The sequence below is a fragment of the Roseateles sp. genome, assembly GCF_039929605.1.
Taxonomy (GTDB): domain Bacteria; phylum Pseudomonadota; class Gammaproteobacteria; order Burkholderiales; family Burkholderiaceae_C; genus Pelomonas.
In genome coordinates this window covers 1-18,438 of record NZ_JBDSQX010000207.1, presented here as the reverse complement: position 1 = coordinate 18,438, position 18,438 = coordinate 1, and the positions used below count along the sequence as shown (strand labels likewise).

The window sequence follows — 18,438 nt, the reverse complement described above, 5'->3', positions numbered from 1 at the left end:
CCGCCGCCGACGACAGAGAGGACATGGTGCCCGCGGTGAAACCCCGGAGAAACCCAGTACCTGGCGAGGTCGGCTTCATCAAGCATGCGGAACTCGCAAGCCTCTGGAAACGAAATCCGCAAACCATGGAACCGCTGCTGACCAGCGGGCGAGGATGCAATCAATATTTCGAGCCGCCCGCCAACGAAATGAACTTCCGCGATGTCCGATCCGCGGTCAACGGTCGTTGAAGTATCAAAGGGCTGGGTTTCAAGCTGCATAACGTTGAAGCTGAGCCGCGAGCGGCGGCTTGCCGACGCGAGTCGGCTTGAGCGACAGGCTAAGCCGCTCGCTTGCAAACAGCGAATGACGACCAATGAAAGGTATCGATTCGCCATCAAGTCCGTCTTGCGACATCAGTTTCATATCTGCTCGCCCAGTTCGGATTCATACACTTCCGCTTCGTACATATATCCACCACCGGGATCCGTGAAGTACACAAGCGCCATAGGCAATCCGTCGGGAGCGGTGAACCCTTGGTCCAACTCGACCACGTCGCCAGATCGGGGCGCTCGCCCATTCGGCGAGATGATTCTGAAACGGTCGGCGGGCACATCCGCGATGAGTCGCGCGCGCGGGGCTGAATGCGTCATCGTGCTTGCGGCTTAACGTGTTCTGTGGAGACAGCCGACGCCGCCTAGGCAGGGCGTCTGCGCCACAACACATCCCTGGCGCGGCGCCGCAAGTGCTTGATTCATCTGAATTCCCCAGGAAAACTGACGGGCGAGACGGTCATTAAATTTCCGACAAAAGCGGCGCATTTTTACAAGTTCTCCGGAGGACCAACACCGCCGTGAGACCTTGATGATGCCAGCCACTTGGCTCAGCCAGCCGGCGCCTCTGAGCGGTGGTCGTGGCCGGTCTGCGAGCCGTGGCAGTCACTCGTTGATCGACCGCGCATGACAGCAAGGGCTTGGCCGCAGTCGCTCAAAGCGCCCCCGCCGTCGTGTCGCCAAACCGCGCGCCCGGTAGCACCAGCGAGATAACCGCGCCGCCATCGGCCCGGTTGTCGGCCCAGATGCGCCCGCCGTGCGCCTGCGCAATGCGCCGGCAGATGGCCAGGCCCAGGCCCGTGCCGCCGGCGGCGTTCTTGGTGGCGCTGGACTGCACGAAGGCTTCGAAGATGCTTTCCAGCTCGTCCGGCGGGATGCCCGGGCCGTGGTCGGCCACGGCCGCGCGCACGTCGCCGGCGTCGTCGTGGCCGGCGCTGAGCTCGATGCGCCCGCCCGGCGGCGAGAAGCGGATGGCGTTGGCCAGCAGGTTGCGCAGCAGTTGCTGCAGGCGCAGCGGGTCGCCCCGCACGATGAGTGGCGCGTCGCCCAGCGCGGTGCGCAGCGCCAGCCCGCGTGCGGCCAGCAGCGGCCCGAGTTCGCGCGCCAGCTCGGCGGCCAGCGGGCGTAGGTCCAGGCGCTGCAACTGCAGCGGCTCGGCGCCGCGCTCGATCTTGCTGAGGTCGAGCAGGTCGTTGACGAGGCTGAGCATGCGTTGGCCGGCGCGGTGCACGTCAGCGAACAACTCGGCCAGACGCAGGTCCTGGCGAGCGCGCAGCGCGCCGATCTCGGCGAAGCCGAGGATGGACTGCAGCGGCGTGCGCAGCTCGTGGCTGACGTTGGCGATGAAGTCGGACTTGGCGCGCGAGGCCTCCAGCGCGGTGTCGCGTGCGGCGCGGGTGGCGCGCTCGGCCTCGCGGAACTCGCTGATGTCCATGAAGCAGACGACGAGCCCCATCGGCCGGCCGTGGGCGTCGGGGAAGGTGGACTTGCTGACGAAGAGGTCGCGGTGGCGGCCTTCCGCGCTGGTCCAGACGGTCTCGTAGTTCATCTCGCCGCCGCGCGCCAGCAGCTCGGCGTCGCGGGCGTCGTGCAGCGTGGCCTCGTCGGGGCGGTCGTCGGCGCCGGCGCGGCGGCCCAGCACGCGGCTGCGCCGGCGGCCGGTGAACTGCTCCCAGGCGCGGTTGACGTCGAGGTAGCGGTTGGCGTCGTCCATCACGGCCATGGGCAGGGGGCTGCTGGCGAGCAGCGAGCGCGCCAGGCCGAGCTGGGCGCGCAGCTCGGCCTGGGCGCGCATCAGGCCGCTGACGTCGGCGGCGCTGCCCACCCATTCCAGCGTGCCGGCGTCGCGGCGCAGCGGCACGAGGTGGATCTCGAAGCTGCGCGCCAGCATGTCGGGCGCTATCCAGTCGGCGCGCACCTGGTGCGGGGCCGCCTCATCGGCGGCGCAGGCGTCGAACAACGCCGCCACGGCGGGTGAGCCGCCGAAGAGCTCGTGCAGCGGCCGCCCCAGCACGTGGGCGGCGGCCTGACCCGAGCGGCGCGCATAGCCTTCGTTGATGAAGGTCACGCGGCCGGCGGCGTCGGTGCGAAAGAGCAGGTCCTGCACGCTGCCGAAGATGGCGCTCAGCTCGCGTTCCCGCTCGATGATTTCGCGTTGGGCGTGGTCGAGTTCCAGCGCCGCGCGCTCGCGTGCCCGCAGCGCCGCAGCCCCCACGCCCGACAGCGCCAGCAGCGCCGACGCAATGCCCAGTGCCGGCAGGCCCAGGGCGCGCACCGTGGCCAGCCACTGGTGGCGTAGCTCGGCTTGCGGCAGCTCCACCAGCACGACGAAGGGCCGGGCCCGCAGTGCGCGGTAGGCGCCGAGCTGGGGTGCTGCGCGCAGGCCGGGGCCGCTCCAGTGGCCGTGTTCGCCGCCGGCGCGCACGGCGGCCAGCGGCGCGCCGGGGGCGAGTAGCCGGGGCAGGCTGTCACCGGGCAGGTGTTCGGCGCCGCTGGTGGCGGCCAGCAGGCGGCCGTCCAGGTCGACCAGCGCGGCGGCGGCCTGCGGGTCGTTCAAGGTGAGCTGCTGGAAGTTGGCGAGCGCATCGGGGTTGAGCAGCGCGACGAGCAGGACGGGCCGGCCATCGGGCAGTTGCGCGCTGCGCAGCACCGGGATGAAGCCCACGCCGGGCGGCACGACGTGGCCGTGCTGCCCCAGGTCGGCCAGGCTGCGCGCCGCGATGAAGCCGCCCACGGTGTCGCGCCCGGCCGCCGGCCAGGGCCCGAGCAGCCGCAGCGACGCGGGCATGAGGGAGGCGCCGCGGTCGGCGGGGTCGGCGGCGGCGATGACGTGGCCGCCCTCGTCCAGCAGCGCCACGCCGCGCAGGAAGCCCAGGCTGGCCTGGGTCTGCTCCAGTAGGGCCTGCAGCACCTCGGGTGGCGGGTTGCGGGCGGCCACGTCGGCCAGGCCGGCCAGCGCGATCTGCGTGGCGTCGAGGCTGCGGCGTGCGTGGTCTTCCAGCACGCGGCCCAGCAACTCCTGGCGCACGGCGGTCTCAAGGGCCAGCTCGCGCTTCTCGCGCCACAGGGCGTAGCCGCTGCCGGCCAGCAGCGTGGCCGCCAGCAGCACGCCGGCACCGGCAGTGATGACGCTTGGGCGCCAGCGGCTGCGGTGCGGCATCAGCGGATGTGGCTGACGAAACCTGCGGGCCGAGACGGAGCGAGGGGCTCCATTTCACCGGGCCGGGTGAACCCTGCGGGCCGAGCGCCGGGCCGCTCCCAAGCCGGCCCGTCTGGCGATGTGCGAGCGGGGGGGTCCCCGCGAGCATCGCCGTCCCCTCGGGGGCTGAGGCCGGACACATGGCGCCCAGTGGGCGGCGTGTGCCTGCCGAAGGGCTGCGGCGCAAGCCGCAGCGCGGTCTGCAAGACCGGCCAAGGTACTCCTTGGACGAGGGGCATCATCTCTGTCGGACGATGGCGCCCAGCCCGTACCGCTCGGCGGCGGCGCGCAGCCGGCCGTCGCGCTGGATGCGGGCGACGAAGTCGTCCACCTGGCTCAGCCAGGCCGCGTCGCCGGGCTTCACGGCATAGGCGTAGGGCGTGACGTAGAAGGCCGAGGGCGGCGCCACGAGGCGGGCCCAGTCGGCGCTGTCGAGCAGGCGGCGGCTGTAGGGGTAGTCGGTCATGAAGGCGTCCACACGGCCGGCCTCGAGCTCGCGCTCGCGCGCGTCCGGCGGCCGCACGATGACGAGGGTGGCGTGCTTCAGCGCCCCGGCCATGACCGGCTCCATGAAGGTGCCGGCCTGCACGGCAATGCGCACGCCGGGTTTGTCCAGGTCGCTCCACTGCTGCACAACGCGGCTGCTGCGCGTCGTGACGGCGTAGATGTCGCTCTCAAGATAGGGCCGGCTGAAGCGCAGCTGGCGCTCGCGCTGGGCCGTGCGGGCGACGGCGAACATGGCCACGTCGCAGCGGCCTTGCAGCAGGTCGTCGGCGAGGGTGGCGAAGGACGAATCGACGTAGCGCGCCGTCGCGTGCAGGTCGGCCGCGAAGGCGGCGGAGAGGTCGATGTCGATGCCGGAGAGCTGGCCGGTGCGCGGGTTGCGCAGTGAGACGCCGTAGTAGTCGGGCCAGATGCACACGCGCAGCTCGCCGCTGGCCTGCACCTGCTGGGCGATGCCCGTGGGCGGCGCGGCGACGGCCGCTGCGCAGAGCCAGGTGGCCAGGGCCGCAGCAGCGGTGGCCAGCCGTCTCACGCGCCCGGCCCGGCGGGGTTGATGCGATCGCGCAGCGCGATCAATTGGGGTGCGTGGGCGATGAAGGCCGCGACGATTTCGGGGTCGAACGCGCTGCCGGCCTGCTCGGCCAGCATGGCCAGGCCGCGGTCGTCGGCACGCGCCGGGCGAAAGCGGCGGCGCATCGTCAGCGCATCGAAGTAGTCCACGACCGCAACGATACGCGCCGACAGTGGAATCGCCTTGCCCTTGAGCCCCTGCGGATAGCCGCTGCCGTCCCAGCGCTCGCGGTGGTGCAGCGCGATCTCGGCGGCCAGCGCGAACAGCGGCAGGCGCGAGCGGCCCAGCAGCGTCGCACCGCGCTGCGGTTGCGCGTGGCGGCGGCGGCGCTCCTCGGCGGCCGTCAGCGGCCAGGGCGGCTCGAAGGCGGCGGTGGGGTCGGTCTCGCCCACGTCGTGCAGCGGCGCGGCCAGGCGCAGCAGCTGGGCGGTGTCGGCATCCAGCCCCAGGTGGCGGGCCAGTGCTTCGGCCAGATGCCCCAGCCTCAGCCGGTGCGCGCGCGCGTCCTCGTCCCGCTGCGCATCGGCGTCGGGCTGCAGCAGCCGGGCGGCTGCGGTCTTGGGCTCGTTGTGGGCGGCGGGGAAGGGCATGGCAAGGCTCCGATCTGGCGGTATTGTCGGTTGAGCTCGTTTTTATCAAATATGCCGAACTCCGCGCAGCCCCAAATTCGGCAAAATGTCTCGCGTGACTCCCGCCATGACCGTGCCCAACGGGCCGGATACCTGCTCCACCACCGAGGCCGCCAAGCGGCTGGGCATGGCCGTGCGCTCCGTGCAGCTGATGGTGGACCGCGGCGAGCTGCAGGCCTGGAAGACGCCCGGCGGCCATCGCCGCATTCTGCGCAGCTCGCTGGACGCTTGGCTGGCCGCGCGCGGCGGCCAGGCGCCTGCGGCACCGGTTGGCGCGCAACAGCCTGGGCCCGGGCCCGGCCGCCCGTTGACGCTGCTGCTGATCGAGGATTCGGTGCACTTCCAGAACCTCATCAGCCTGGTCGTCAAGCGCGAGCTGCCGGGGGCTGACCTGCACGTCGCCTCCGACGGCATCGCCGGCCTTGCGATGGCCGGGCGCCTGGAGCCCGACGTGCTGCTCATCGACATCCTGCTGCCCGGCATCGACGGCGCCACCCTCATCACCAGCCTGCGCTCGCATCCTCAGTTCGCGCGCAGCCAGCTGATCGTCGTCACCGCGCTCGACGAGGCCCAGCGCGCGCCCTATCTCCTCGCGCTCTATGGCGTGCCCGTCGTGCACAAGACGGCCCTTGTCACCGAGCTGCCGCCGCTGCTGGCCCAGGCAGCTGTCGCGCACGCCGCCTGAGAGAGATGGCCGCCCGCCTGCTGCTCATCGAGGACGACGCCTCGATCGCGCGTTTCATCGAGCTGGCGCTGGAGGAACTGCCCGGCTACGACGCCGCTGCGCCGGCGGTGCAACTCAGCGTCGTGGGCACGCTGGCCGATGCGCGCGCCGCGCTGGCTGGTGGCGGCTGGCAGCTTGTCATCAGCGACCTGATGCTGCCCGACGGCTCGGCCGAGGCCCTGCTGGCCGAGGGCCTGGCGTTGGCCGATGGCGCGCCGCCCTGGGTCGTCTTCAGTGCCGGCGTGCATGACGACCGCCACCTCGCGCTGGCCGCCCGTGGCGTTGCACGCACGCTGCGCAAGCCGGTACCGCTGGCCGAGCTGCTGGGCACCATCGGCGAGCTGCTGCGCGGTGGCGAGGCCGCGCCGGTGTCGGCCGTAGTGGATGCTGCGGTGGTGGACCCGGTGCAGCAGCATTTCGGCGGTGACCGCGCGCTGTTCGACAGCTTTCGCGCCGGCTGCATCGAACGCTTTGCCGACGACCTCGCCCAGGGCGACGCCGCCCTCGCCACCGGCGACGCCGCCGCGCTGCGCCGCGTGGCCCATGGCCTCAAGGCGGTGCTTGAACTCATCGGCCACCCCGGCCTGGCCGCCGAGGCGCGTGCGCTCGAAGACGTGGCGGGTACTGGCGGTACGGCCGGTGCTGCCGGTGAGGCTGGCGCCGCAGCCCAGGCCGCCGGCTGGGCCGCTTTGGCGCGCGGGCTGATCGACCTGGGCGCACGGCGCCCCGCCTGAGCCCCGCTCAATAGCCTTGCCGCCGGTGCGCGGACTGCAAATTTGGCAAAAGCCTTGGCCGACACCTCAGATGGGTGCAGGCATCTTTCGTAGTTATCAATAAATTTGATAATCACGACAAACTATTTCGGCGGCGCTTACATGACCCGACCTTCTTTCGCCTCCTTGCCTTCGCCTCGCCTGGTTCCGCGTGTCGGCTGCTGACGCGGGCGGCAGCATGGGCATTCGCGTGGTGCTCTACGTTGAAGACGACCCGGTCAAGCCGCTGGATGTGGCGGCGACGCTGCGCAGCCTGGAGCGGTGGCTAGGGGAGCGCTGAACGGGTCCTTTGACGGCGCACGCGACGACCGGTGCGTTTACCCGGTGCGTTTACTCAGCGCCGGGCTTATGGCCTTTCAGCTTTGCTCGGCGTTGGATGCGTGTAAGTGGCGCTTGCTTGGTGGCAAGGTGCCGGGAGTCCCGCCCGCCGGGGCGGACTCCCGGCAACTCGGCAGCGAGTCACAAGGACAGCCAAAAGGACAACCTGACAACCCATCAAACCCAAACCCAAACCCTCAATCCTCAATCCTCAATCAACACGCGATCCGCGCTCCCGGCGTTGACACAATTCTTTGCGCATGAGCCACACGGCCTTGCGCGTTCGGCTGGATGCTCTGTTCCCAACGACGGAGATCGCCGATGAACAAGAACCGCCGCTTCATGCTGGGCGCCGCCGCCGCCCTGATGGGCCTGTCGATGCTGGCCCGCCGCAGCCAGGCCGCCACCGGCCCCGCGCTGAGTGCCGACGAGCGCGCGCTGCATGCCCTCAATCGCCTGGGCTATGGCCCGCGACCATCCGACGCTGCGGCCATCGCGGAGCAGGGCGCCGAGAAGTGGTTGGACCGCTTCCTGAGCGAACAATTGGAGCCGCGCCGCCTGGCCCAGCCGGCCGCCTTGAGCGAGCGCCTGGCCGGCCTCGAGGTGCTCACGCTCAGCCAGGGCGAGCTGCTTGGCCGCTACCGCGAGGCGGTGAAGGCGACCCGCGAGGCGCGGCGTGAGCAGGCCAAGGGCGAGACGCCGAGTGCTGAATCGATGAAGGCGCTGAACGCCGTGCGTGAGAAGGTGCGCCCCCTCGTGCAGCAGGCCGCCACGGCGCGGCTGGCGCGCGGCCTGCAGAGCCCCGCGCAGCTGGAGGAGGTGCTGACCGAGTTCTGGTTCAACCACTTCAATGTCTTCGCCGGCAAGGGGCCGGTGGGCGTGCTGGTGGCCGACTACGAGCAGCGCGCCATCCGCCCCCACGTGCTGGGCCGCTTTCGCGACATGCTGGGCGCCACGGCCCGCCACCCGGCGATGCTGGTCTACCTGGACAACGCGCAGAGCGTGGCACCCGGCTTCACACCGCGCCGCGCCGCAGCCAACCCGCAGCGCGCCAGCGGCCTCAACGAAAACTATGCCCGCGAGCTGATGGAGCTGCACACGCTGGGCGTGGACGGCGGCTACACGCAGCGCGACGTGACCGAGCTGGCGCGCATGTTGACCGGCTGGGGCATCGACCAACGCCAGGCCGCCGGGGACGTCTTTGCGTTCGACGCGCGCAAGCACGACAGCGGTGGCAAGACCTGGCTCGGCCAGCCGGTGCGGGGCGCCGGCCAGGCCGAAGGCGAACGCGCGCTGGACGTTCTCGCCGCCCACCCCGCCACGGCCCGCAACCTGGCGCGCAAGTTCGCGCAGGCGTTCGTTGCCGACGTGCCGCCGCCCGCGCTGGTGCAGAAGCTGGCCGACAACTTCACGGCCAGCGGCGGCGACCTGCGCGAGCTGACGCGCACGCTGATCCGCGCCGACGAGTTCTGGAGCCTCGAGGCCTACCAAGCCAAGTTCAAGACGCCCTACCAGTACCTGCTGTCCAGCATGCGCGCGCTGGACCTGCCGCTGGTCAACCCGCAGCCGTTGCAGCAGGCGCTGGCCCAGGCTGGGCAGCCGCTGTTTGGCGCGGCCACGCCCGACGGCTACAAGAACACTGCCGCCGCCTGGCGCAACCCCGAGGCGCTGACGCAGCGGGTGCAGCTGGCGACGACGTTAGGGCAGCGCAGCGGGGTCAGTGCCGAGCGGCTGGGCATCACGCTGGGGGCGTCGGTGAGCGAGCCGACCCGGCGCACGCTGGCTTCGGAACCTGCCGGCCAGCAGGTTGCGCTGATGCTGGCCAGCCCCGACTTCATGAAGAGGTAGGCCCGTGACCAGCGAACTCAATACAAAACACAGCCACAGAGACACAGAGGCACAGAGGAATTGGTGCTCTCTCTGTGTCTCTGTGCCTCTGTGGCTGTGTTCCCAAATTTTGGAGAAGTGACCATGCTGCGACGCCAACTCCTCCACTTCGGTGCGTTCACCCTCGGCGGCCTGCCCGTGTCTCTCGTTCGTGCGCAGGGTGGCGCGCAGAAAAAGCTGGTCGTCGTCATGCTGCGCGGCGCGGTGGACGGCCTGTCCGTCGTCGCGCCCTACGGCGAGCGCGAGTACGCCGCCAGCCGCCCGCAGATCGCGCTGCCACCGCCCGGCGCCGAGGACGGCCTCATCAAGCTCGATTCGTTCTTCGGCCTGCACCCATCTCTCGCGCCGCTCAAGCGCCACTGGGACGGCGGCCAGCTCGCCTTCGTGCACGCCAGCGGCTCGCCCGACCCGACGCGCTCCCACTTCGACGCGCAGGACTATCTCGAGTCGGGCACGCCCGGCCGCAAGTCCACGCCCGATGGCTGGCTGAACCGCCTGCTGACGGCGCTGCCTGGCGAGCCCGCGCCGACGCGCGCCATCAGCCAGGGCAGCACGCCGCCGCGCATCTTTGCCGGCACCGCCAGCGTCGCCAGCCTGGGCCTGGGGCCCAACGCCATGCAGCGCCGCGCCATCGACAACCCCGAGATGCAGGCGGGCCTCGCCAAGCTCTACGCCAACGATGCCCAGCTGAGCAGCACGCTGCGCGACACGACGGAAGGCCGGGGCGAGATGGCCAAAAGCATGGCCTCGGGCAGCGAGCCCCGCTCGATGGACCCGAGCGCCGACGCCGGTGCGCCGTCCGCCCGCAGCTTCGCCGCCGATGCGCGCCGCCTGGGCACGCTGATCCGCAAGGATGCCCACACCCAGCTCGCCTTCACCGCCGTGGGCGGCTGGGACACGCACGTCAACCAGGGCGCCTCGCGCGGCCAGCTCGCCAACCGGCTGGCCAGCCTGGGTGAAGGCCTGGATGCGCTCAGCGTGGGCCTGGGTGACACCTTGAAGGACACCGTCATCGTTGTCGTCAGCGAATTCGGCCGCACGCTACGCCAGAACGGCAACGGCGGCACCGACCACGGGCGTGGCAATGTCATCTGGCTGCTGGGCGGCCCGGTGGCCGGCGGGCAGATGCTGGGTGATTGGCCCGGCCTGGACAAACCCGCGCTCGTCGATGGCCGCGATCTGGCTGTGGCCACCGACTTCCGCCAGGTGCTCGGCCCGCTGCTGCAGCGCCACCTCGGCTTGACTGAAACCGCACTGGCAACAGTGTTTCCGCAAGCCCCGCAAACTTGGCGTTATGCGGACAAGCTGATGCGGGCCTGAAGGCCGGTTTCAAGCCTTTTCCAGCGTGCCACCCACCACTCGGAGATGACCATGATGCGAATCCCGATCTCGCCCTTCGCCCTGTGCGTGGCCCTGGCCGTGCTGGCGTATTGCTTCCTTGTGGCAGCTGGCAGCGCCTGAGGCGGGCGCTTCAGGCCCCGCTGCGCGACTGCAGCGACAGCAGGCGCGCAGCGGCCGGCTTGGCCGAGGGTGGCCAGCCACCGTAGGCAGCAAAGACCTGGGCCGAGCGCTGCCCGCGGCGGTCCCGTGGCTCGCCAACCGTCCCGAAAAAGCGCGCCCTTTCGCTCGGCGAGACCTGCAGGTCGAATGCCACGCAGCTGCCATCCTCGCCGACTTCAGTCGCAACCCGGATGTTGGCGACATGCTGCCACGGCACTGCCAGCCAAGCTTCCTGCCGAGGCTCGGTCGCTGCAAACGTGAGCGCCGGATACGCGGGAAAAAACATGCCGGTCTCGTCGGCGATGAATCGGGTGGTGTCGCGCCAGAGCCGGGGCCATGCCGACCCTCCCATCAGCGCGGGCGTCAGCAACCCCGCCAGCAGGGCCGCCCATAGCGGCATAGCCTGCCAGTGCAGGGCCAGCATGACGGCCGTGACGGCGCCAACCACGAGCATGGCGCAGCGAAAGCCAAGCATGAGCCATGGCGGCGGGCGATAGACGAAGGTGGTGGGGTTGGGGGTGGGCGGCTTGGGCAGCAGGCGGTTCATGGCGGGAAGGATAGCGACGGGGTCAAGGCGCCCTTATGACCGCCGCGACCTGCGCGGACCGTCGGCACACAGGCTGCCGGGTGATTGACCCGGGTTGGACAAGAACGAGGTGGCCGACGGCCGCGATTTGGCTGTGGCCACCGACTTCCGCCAGGTGCTCGGCCCGCTGCTGCAGCGCCACCTCGGTGTGTCGGAAACCGCACTGGCAACAGTGTTTCCTCAAGCCCCGCAAACTTGGCGTTATGCAGACAAGCTGCTGCGTGCCTGAACCCTGCCTTAACGCCAGCAGCCCTGCCGGGAGATGACGATGATGCGAATCCCGATCTCGCCCTTCGCCCTGTGCGTGGCCCTGGCCGTGCTGGCCTACTTTTTCCTCGTGTTGGCAGAGGTCGGCTGAGCCTCAGCGAACGGCCAGGCGCGACGCGGCGCCCTGGTCGGCGATGACTTCGCCGATCTCGGCTGCGGCGTGGAAGCCGTGGGCGCGGAACACCGCCAGCACGTCCGCCACCGCGTCGGCATCGCAGGACACGAGCAGGCCGCCGCTGGTCTGCGGGTCGGTCAGCAAGGCCAGATCCGTCGCCGGGAAGCTCTCGGGTAGCCGCACCTCGGCGCCGTAGCCGCCCCAGTTGCGCCCGGACGCACCGGTCACCATCCCTTGCTCCGCCAGCTCGCGCACCCCAGCCAGCAGCGGCACGCGCGCCCAGTCGATCGCAACGCTCGCCTTCGCGCCGCGCGCCAGCTCCAGCGCATGGCCGGCGAGGCCGAAGCCGGTCACGTCGGTCAGCGCATGCACGCCGTCCAGCGCGGCCAGGTCGGGCCCGGGCGTGTTCAGCTGCGTGGCGGTGGCGATCATCTGCGCATAGCCCTCGGCGGACAGACGCTCCTTCTTCAGCGCGGCGGACATGACGCCCACGCCGATGGGCTTGCCGAGCACCAGCCGATCGCCCACGCGGGCGTCGGCATTGCGCTTGACGCGCTTGGGGTGCACCACGCCCATCGCCACCAGGCCGTAGATGGGTTCGACCGAGTCGATGGTGTGGCCGCCAGCAATCGGGATGCCGGCTTCGCGGCAGACCGATTCGCCGCCGGCCAGGATCTGGCCGATGACCTCGGTCGACAGCACGTTGATGGGCATGCCGACCAGCGCTAGCGCCATGATGGGCTTGCCGCCCATGGCGTAGACGTCGCTGATGGCGTTGGTGGCGGCGATGCGGCCAAAGTCGAACGGGTCGTCGACGATGGGCATGAAGAAGTCGGTGGTCGCGATCAGCGCGATGTCGTCGGTGAGCTGGTAGACGGCCGCGTCGTCGGCCGTCTCGATGCCCACCAGCAGCTGCGGCGGCATCGGCATCTTGCCGGTGTGCTTGAGGATCTCGCTCAGCACGCCGGGCGCGATCTTGCAGCCGCAACCGCCGCCGTGCGAGAGGGAAGTGAGGCGTGGGCCCAGCGGGGCGGTGGCGGTCATCGAGGGGTCTCCAGGCGGGCCGTCCAGTATCCCCGCCCCGCATTTAGCGGGTCTAATTCCGCTCCCCCGACCACTCTCCGTCATCGCCATGCTCAAACTGCTTCGCCAATCGCTCCATCGCACGCTGATCGTCGGCCTCTTCTTGACGCTGGGAGCGGCGGCTCAGGCGCAGCAGGTATTGCGCATCACCGCCATCCCCGACGAATCGCCGACCGAGCTGGCTCGCAAGGCCGAGCCGCTGGTCAAGTATCTGGAGGCCAAGCTGGGCATGAAGGTCGAGTTCACGCCGGTGACCGACTACGCCGCAGCGGTCGAGACGCTGATCAACCACAAGGTCGACCTGGCCTGGTTCGGCGGCTTCACCTTCGTGCAGGCCTCGGTGCGCTCGGGCGGCAAGGTCATCCCGCTGGTGCAGCGCGAGGAGGACGAGCGCTTCAAGTCCGTCTTCATCACGGCCGACCCCACCATCAAGACGCTGGCCGACCTGAAGGGCAAGGACGTCAGCTTCGGCGCCCAGAGCTCCACCAGCGGCCACCTGATGCCGCGCAGCGTGCTGCTCGGCGCGGGCCTGGACCCGGACAAGGACTTCAAGCGCGTGGCCTACAGCGGCGCGCATGACGCGACGATCGCCGCCGTGGCGGCTGGCAAGGTGCAGGCGGGTGCGCTCAACATCTCCGTCTGGGAGAAGTTCGTCGCCGAGAAGAAGGTCGACACCGACAAGGTGCGCGTGTTCTTCACGACGCCGGCCTACTACGACTACAACTGGTCCGTCAGCGCCGCCATGCCCGAGGCGCTGCGCAACAAGCTGGCGCAGGCCTTCTTGGCGCTCGACAAGAGCACGCCGGAAGGCAAGCAGATCCTGGAACTGCAACGCGCCACGCGCTTCGTGCCGACGAAGCCCGAGAACTACAAGAACATCGAGGCGGCCGCCCGCAGCGCTGGTCTGTTGTGAACTGACTTTGTGAACATCGACCTGCACGCCGTGTACGCACGGCACCCGGCCGCGCCCAGCGGCACGAGCGCGCTGCGTGGCGTGAGCCTGGCCCTGCGCGCCGGGGAGCAGGTCGCCCTCATCGGCCCCTCGGGCGCTGGCAAGACGACCTTGCTCCAGGTCGCCGCTGCGGCCTTGAAGCCCTCGCGTGGCCAGCTGCTGCTGGAGGCGGTGGACCCCTGGTCGCTGCGCACGGCCGCTCTGCAACGGCTGCGCGGCCGCCTGTTCATGGCGCCACAGACGCCACCGCTGCCGCCGCGGCAGCGCGTCATCACCGCCGTGCTCGCGGGCCGGCTGCCGGCGTGGAGCCTGGCCACCAGCCTGCGCTCGCTGTTCTACCCGGTCGACATCGCCGGTGCTCACGCGGCGCTGGAGCGTTTCGACTTGGCCGAGAAGCTATTTGCCCGCGTCGACCGGCTCTCGGGCGGCGAGCGCCAGCGTGTCGGCCTGGCGCGCGCGCTGCTGGCGCCTGCGACGCTGTGGTTGATCGACGAGCCACTGTCGGCGCTGGACCCGACCCGCTCCGAGCAGGCAATCAGCACGGTGACCGAGGTGGCCCGCGAGCGCGGCATCACGCTGATGGCGACCATGCACCAGGTCGATACCGCGCTGGCGCACTTCGACCGCATCGTCGGCCTGCGCGACGGCGCGGTCGCCTTCGACCTGCCTACAGCACAGGTCAGCCGGGATCATCTGGCCCGGCTTTACGCGCAGCACGAAGCCGAACTGCACGGCGGCGCGCCGGTGGAGTCGGCGCTGCCGCCCGACGCACCGCAGCCGGCGGTGATGCACTGCCGATGAGTGTCGCCACGCCACCGCGCCGCGACCCGGCCTGGCTCGGCCGCGTGTTCTGGATAGGCGCGGGGCTGGTGCTGCTGTGGCCGATGCTGCTCGCCACCGAGTTCCGGCCCTGGCTGCTGTTCAGCGCCGAAAGCCGCGGGCCGACCTGGCACTTCCTCTCTTCCTTCATCCCGCCCGCCGTCGGCAGCGAGTTCCTGTGGCTGGTGGCGCGCGAGACCTGGCGCACCGTGGCCATTGCCACGGCCGGCATCACGCTGGCCCTCGTCATTGCGCTGCCGGCCACATTGATGTCGGCGCGTGCGCTGTCGATTTCGGCACTGTCCGGCCGCATGGCGCCATTGCCCGCAGCGTTGCGCCAAGGCCTGCGCTGGGTGCTGGTGCTGTTGCGCAGCATCCCCGAGCTGGTCTGGGCGCTGATCTTCGTGCGCGTGGTGGGCCTCGGCCCGACGGCCGGCGTGCTGGCCATCGCGCTGACCTACGGCGGCATGCTGGGCAAGGTCTACGGCGACATTCTGGACAGCGGCGAGACCGTGGCGACGCGCAATCTGCTCGCCAATGGCAGCGGCCGCCTGCAGGCCTTTGCCTACGGCCTGCTGCCGCAGAACGCCGCCGAGCTGACGTCCTACACCGTCTACCGCTGGGAGTGCGCCATTCGCTCGTCGGTGGTGTTGGGCTTTGTCGGCGCGGGCGGGCTGGGGCAGCAGCTGGACAACTCGACCAAGATGTTCGCCGGTGGTGAGGTGGCCACGATGCTGTTGGTGTTCGTTGCGCTGGTGGCCTTGGCCGATCAGACCAGTGCGTGGCTGAGGCGGGTGCTGAATTGAAACGCAAATGCAACCACAGAGGCACGGAGGCACAGAGAAGGCGGAGTGATGGCCTCTCTGTGTCTCTGTGCCTCTGTGGCTGTGTTCTCCTGCCGCGCCTGCGGACTGGATCGCCGACATGAAACAGCGACTCGCCGCCAACCTGCCCTACCGGCTGCCGCCGCCGATGTTCCACGCGCGCAGCAGGGCGCTCTGGTTCGGTGCCGGCCTGGTCGCGCTGGTCGTCGCGAGCTTCTGGAGCCTGGACCTGCAATGGGCCGCCTTCCTGTCGCTCGAAGCGGCGCAGAGCATGGGCCGCTTTGTTGCCGAGTTCTTCCCACCCGACCTGTCCGCCGCCTTCGCCCGCAAGGTCGCGTGGGCGTCGCTGGAGACGCTGGCGATGTCGGCGTTGGGCACCGTGCTGGCAGCGGCCGGCGGCCTCTTGCTGGCCTTGCCCGCGAGCCGCAGCCACGACGGCGACCCGGCGCATGCGCGCGCACCGACGCGCCTGCTGCTGAACGCGCTGCGCGCCGTGCCCGAGCTGGTGTGGGCCGCGCTGCTGCTGATCTCGGCTGGCCTGGGGCCGTTCGCCGGCACGCTGGCGCTGGCGCTGCACACCACGGGCGTGCTCGGCCGGCTGTTCGCCGAAGTGATCGAGAACGCCCCGCTCGCGCCTGCCGCCGCGCTGCGCAGCCAGGGTGTCGGCGCGCTGCGCGTGTTCCTGTACGCGACGCTGCCGCAGGCGCTGCCCCAGCTCATTTCCTACACGCTGTACCGGTGGGAGAACAACATCCGCGCGGCGGCCATCCTGGGCGTCGTCGGCGCGGGCGGGCTGGGCCAGCTGCTGGCCTTCCACATGGGCCTGTTCCAGATGGGCAAGACGGCGACTGTGCTGATCGCGATGCTCGGGCTGGTCGCGCTGGTGGACGCGCTGAGCTATCTCACGCGCCGCGCGCTGGCGCGCTAAGGCAGTGCCGCGATGCGCGCGGCGAGCGTCTCAATGCCGGCATCCGACAGGTCGTCGCAGGCCAGGCTCTGCGCGCCATCCAGCCGCTCCAGGTGATGGCCCTGCGAGCGGGCATAGAGCGGGTCGTAATGCTGCGCCATCAGACTCTCGAACAGTGGCGGCAGCGCGCCTGCCAGCGCCCAGGCCTGCCACTGCGCAAGCACGTCCTTGGGCAGCAGCTCGCGCAGCGTGCCGAGCTTGTCCGCCAAGCCCTGCGGGTCGTCGCCCAGCCAGGCGTAGTCGCGCAGCAGATAGGCCAGCCGCGCCTCGGCCGTCGCAGCGATCTCGACGATGGGGCTGGCGCGCAGCCGCTGCAGCAGCGGCTCGGGCACGGTGATGCGGCCGATGCGCCGGCTCTCGGCCTCGATCCACACGCGGCGGCTCAGGTCCAGGCCGGCCAGCTGCTGCGCCAGTTGGGTCTCGAAACCCTTTTGCGACGGCTGCGGCCGGCCCGGCATGCCGCCCAGCACGGAGCCACGGTGCGCGGCCAGGTCCTCCAGGTCCAGCACCTGTTCGCCCAGTGCGGCCAGCGCCTGCAGCACGCGCGTCTTGGCGCTGCCGGTGGGGCCGCAGAGCACGCGCAGGTCGAGCTTGGGCGCACGCAGCGCGATCTGTTCGATGACGTGCGCGCGCCAGGCCTTGTAGCCGCCCTTGAGCTGCTGCGCGTCCCAGCCCACCAGGCGCAGCCAGTTGACGAAGCTGACGCTGCGCATGCCGCCGCGCCAGCAGTAGACGAGCGGGCGCCAGTCCCGGGGCTTGTCGCGGAACTGCTCGTCCAGGTGGTGGGCGATATTGCGCGCGACCATGGCGCCGCCGATCTTGCGGGCCTCGAAAGCGGAGTCCTGCACGTAGATCGTGCCGACGATGCGGCGCTCCTCGTCGCTCAGCACGGGGCAGTTGATAGCGCCGGGCAGATGGTCCAGCGCGTACTCAGCCGGGGAGCGCACGTCGATGAGGACGGTGAAGTTGGCCAGGTCGGCGACGGTGGTGGGGTTGTGGCTCATGGATTCAGGCCTCTGCGGCGCAGCAGTGTCAGGCCGATCAGCCGCGACACGACGGCGGCCAGGTACATCACGCCGACGAACATCTCCAGGCTGGACACGGCCCGCGCCAGCGGCCGCACTGGGATGACATCGCCGATGCCCGTGCTGGACAGCAGCGCGAAGCTCAGGAACATCAGCTCCGACCAGCTGCGCGGCTGCTCTGGGTTGATGGCCGCCAGGAAGCTGCCCGGCTGCAAGGCCTGCAGCACGACAAAGCTGTAGGCAAAGCCCCAGGCCAGCAGCGTGAAGGTGGCGCCGGCCGCGAACAGCTCGTCGGTCGTCGCATGCATGTCGCCCATCATGTAGGTGACGAGGCTGGCGGCGGCATAGAAATAGAACACCGCCTCCAGCGCGGCCGACCAGGGCAGCAGCCACTGCATGTCCTGCCGCGTCTGCAGCAGCAGCATGACGATGGCCGGCAGCGCCAGGCAGACGCTCAGCCAGGTCAGGCCGGGCGTGCGCCGCACCATGCCGGTCGTGAACACCAGCACCGTGATGCCGAAGGCGCTCAAGGCGACCGGCCCGGCGCGTGTCGATTCGAGCAGCGGGTAGAGCAGCAGGCCGGCCAGCTGCACGATCAGCAGGATGGCTGACGGGTGACGGCGCGTGACGGCGAGGAATCTCATGGGGCGCAGCGGCATGACGGCATTCTGGGCCCGGCCGGGCCGTCCGGGCGTCTACGCCCAAGGCGCCGGGCGCCGTGGCGCGGCGGGTGCGCGGATCGCGTGTTGATTGCGAGTTTGGATGCTTTTGCGGCTGTCCTTTTGGCTCGCTGCCGAGTTGCCGGGAGTCCGCCCCGGCGGGCGGGTAACTTTCTTCTGCGGGGCCAGAAGAAAATCACCAAAGAAGAGGCCCTGAATCCGCACGCCAGCGGCAATGCGGGCTTGGCACTTGACCGCGCCCACACGCGACCCGCTGCGCTCTCGCTGCTGTCCTTTTCACCCGCACCATCCATCGCACCGTTAGCCCGCTTAACGCGCGGCTGCACGCCGTGCTCACCAGGAAATGCAAATGCCGCGTCGCCCGAGCGACGCTGTCTTCGGCTGTTCTCGTGAGCCCGGCGTGCAGCCGGCGTTAAGCGGCATGAAGTGGCGATGTACGTTGCTCTTCACAAGGACAGCAGCGAGAGCGCAGCGGGTCGCGTCTGCCCGCAATGACCGTGGGCGTTTTCGCGCGCCGCTCTTGGCGGCGCCGCGGTCGTGTGCGGTTCAGAGCCTCTTCTTTGGTGACTTTCTTCTGGCTCCGCAGAAGAAAGTTACCCCGCCGCCGGGCGGGACTCCCGGCACCTTGCCACTAGGCCAGCGCCGCTTAGACAACCAAGTCGTCGGCCAAGCCTGACCGCCGCCAAGCCCACTCCGAGTGAACA

The 18,438-nt window shown here is 70.1% G+C and carries 19 protein-coding genes; 11 read left to right on the top strand and 8 right to left on the bottom strand.

Going from position 1 to position 18,438, the window contains the following annotated elements; genetic code table 11:
• Positions 1–230: hypothetical protein (locus tag ABIS05_RS27725; protein ID WP_348010163.1), on the top strand; the 230-nt coding region annotated here is incomplete at its 5' end.
• 19 nt (positions 231–249) lie between these two features.
• On the opposite strand, the gene ABIS05_RS27720 is transcribed toward ABIS05_RS27725, so the two are convergent.
• The 4 genes from ABIS05_RS27720 to ABIS05_RS27705 form a co-directional block, all read right to left on the bottom strand.
• Entirely contained in the window at positions 250–405 is a 156-nt protein-coding gene (locus ABIS05_RS27720; protein WP_348010162.1) for a hypothetical protein, read from the bottom strand.
• Between the two features lie 561 nt (positions 406–966).
• Complete coding sequence (locus tag ABIS05_RS27715; RefSeq protein ID WP_348010161.1) at positions 967–3,471, bottom strand: PAS domain-containing sensor histidine kinase; 2,505 nt, start codon at positions 3,469–3,471, stop codon at positions 967–969.
• Positions 3,472–3,748: 277 nt separating this feature from the next.
• On the bottom strand, positions 3,749–4,546 hold the full coding sequence (locus tag ABIS05_RS27710) for an ABC transporter substrate-binding protein (RefSeq protein ID WP_407074838.1): 798 nt from the start codon (positions 4,544–4,546) through the stop codon (positions 3,749–3,751).
• A complete protein-coding gene (locus ABIS05_RS27705; protein ID WP_348010160.1) occupies positions 4,543–5,175 on the bottom strand; it encodes an HD domain-containing phosphohydrolase in 633 nt (210 codons plus the stop codon). The genes ABIS05_RS27710 and ABIS05_RS27705 overlap by 4 nt, the downstream gene beginning before the upstream one ends.
• A gap of 106 nt (positions 5,176–5,281) precedes the next feature.
• On the opposite strand from ABIS05_RS27705, the gene ABIS05_RS27700 reads away from it, so the two are divergent.
• The 5 genes from ABIS05_RS27700 (at position 5,282) to ABIS05_RS27680 (ending at position 10,236) form a co-directional block, all read left to right on the top strand.
• Complete coding sequence (locus ABIS05_RS27700) at positions 5,282–5,899, top strand: helix-turn-helix domain-containing protein (protein ID WP_348063377.1); 618 nt, start codon at positions 5,282–5,284, stop codon at positions 5,897–5,899.
• Between the two features lie 5 nt (positions 5,900–5,904).
• Positions 5,905–6,672: a response regulator gene (locus ABIS05_RS27695; protein ID WP_348010158.1), complete on the top strand. Its 768-nt coding sequence runs from the start codon at positions 5,905–5,907 to the stop codon at positions 6,670–6,672.
• A gap of 190 nt (positions 6,673–6,862) precedes the next feature.
• Complete coding sequence (locus ABIS05_RS27690; RefSeq protein ID WP_348010157.1) at positions 6,863–6,991, top strand: hypothetical protein; 129 nt, start codon at positions 6,863–6,865, stop codon at positions 6,989–6,991.
• 359 nt (positions 6,992–7,350) lie between these two features.
• The gene (locus ABIS05_RS27685) at positions 7,351–8,877 is read left to right on the top strand and encodes a DUF1800 domain-containing protein (protein ID WP_348010156.1); all 1,527 of its coding nucleotides are present in this window, start codon (positions 7,351–7,353) and stop codon (positions 8,875–8,877) included.
• Between the two features lie 123 nt (positions 8,878–9,000).
• Positions 9,001–10,236 carry a DUF1501 domain-containing protein gene (locus tag ABIS05_RS27680; protein ID WP_348010155.1) on the top strand — a complete coding sequence of 412 codons (1,236 nt, stop codon included), beginning with the start codon at positions 9,001–9,003 and terminating at the stop codon, positions 10,234–10,236.
• Positions 10,237–10,387: 151 nt separating this feature from the next.
• Here ABIS05_RS27680 and ABIS05_RS27675 read toward each other — a convergent pair whose 3' ends face one another.
• Positions 10,388–10,963: a hypothetical protein gene (locus ABIS05_RS27675; protein WP_348010154.1), complete on the bottom strand. Its 576-nt coding sequence runs from the start codon at positions 10,961–10,963 to the stop codon at positions 10,388–10,390.
• 94 nt (positions 10,964–11,057) lie between these two features.
• Here ABIS05_RS27675 and ABIS05_RS27670 point away from each other — a divergent pair, with 94 nt between their 5' ends.
• On the top strand, positions 11,058–11,231 hold the full coding sequence (locus ABIS05_RS27670; protein WP_348010153.1) for a hypothetical protein: 174 nt from the start codon (positions 11,058–11,060) through the stop codon (positions 11,229–11,231).
• 132 nt (positions 11,232–11,363) lie between these two features.
• Here the strand turns inward: ABIS05_RS27670 and selD are convergent, their stop codons facing one another.
• Entirely contained in the window at positions 11,364–12,428 is a 1,065-nt protein-coding gene (gene selD, locus ABIS05_RS27665) for a selenide, water dikinase SelD (protein WP_348010152.1), read from the bottom strand.
• Between the two features lie 88 nt (positions 12,429–12,516).
• On the opposite strand from selD, the gene ABIS05_RS27660 reads away from it, so the two are divergent.
• The 4 genes from ABIS05_RS27660 to phnE all read left to right on the top strand — a co-directional run bounded on the left by ABIS05_RS27660 (position 12,517) and on the right by phnE (position 15,990).
• Positions 12,517–13,380: a putative selenate ABC transporter substrate-binding protein gene (locus ABIS05_RS27660; RefSeq protein WP_348010151.1), complete on the top strand. Its 864-nt coding sequence runs from the start codon at positions 12,517–12,519 to the stop codon at positions 13,378–13,380.
• A 9-nt stretch (positions 13,381–13,389) separates the two neighbouring features.
• Complete coding sequence (locus ABIS05_RS27655; protein WP_348010150.1) at positions 13,390–14,220, top strand: ATP-binding cassette domain-containing protein; 831 nt, start codon at positions 13,390–13,392, stop codon at positions 14,218–14,220.
• Complete coding sequence (locus tag ABIS05_RS27650) at positions 14,217–15,044, top strand: ABC transporter permease (RefSeq protein ID WP_348010149.1); 828 nt, start codon at positions 14,217–14,219, stop codon at positions 15,042–15,044. The genes ABIS05_RS27655 and ABIS05_RS27650 overlap by 4 nt, the downstream gene beginning before the upstream one ends.
• A gap of 118 nt (positions 15,045–15,162) precedes the next feature.
• Positions 15,163–15,990: a phosphonate ABC transporter, permease protein PhnE gene (gene phnE, locus ABIS05_RS27645; protein ID WP_348010148.1), complete on the top strand. Its 828-nt coding sequence runs from the start codon at positions 15,163–15,165 to the stop codon at positions 15,988–15,990.
• Here phnE and mnmH read toward each other — a convergent pair.
• Together mnmH and ABIS05_RS27635 are read right to left on the bottom strand one after the other, a co-directional pair.
• The gene (gene mnmH / locus ABIS05_RS27640) at positions 15,987–17,033 is read right to left on the bottom strand and encodes a tRNA 2-selenouridine(34) synthase MnmH (RefSeq protein ID WP_348010147.1); all 1,047 of its coding nucleotides are present in this window, start codon (positions 17,031–17,033) and stop codon (positions 15,987–15,989) included. The two genes, phnE and mnmH, sit on opposite strands and share 4 nt — an antisense overlap.
• Complete coding sequence (locus tag ABIS05_RS27635; RefSeq protein WP_348010146.1) at positions 17,030–17,698, bottom strand: ion channel; 669 nt, start codon at positions 17,696–17,698, stop codon at positions 17,030–17,032. Before ABIS05_RS27635 ends, mnmH begins: the two co-directional genes overlap by 4 nt.
• Between the last annotated feature and the right edge of the window lie 740 nt (positions 17,699–18,438).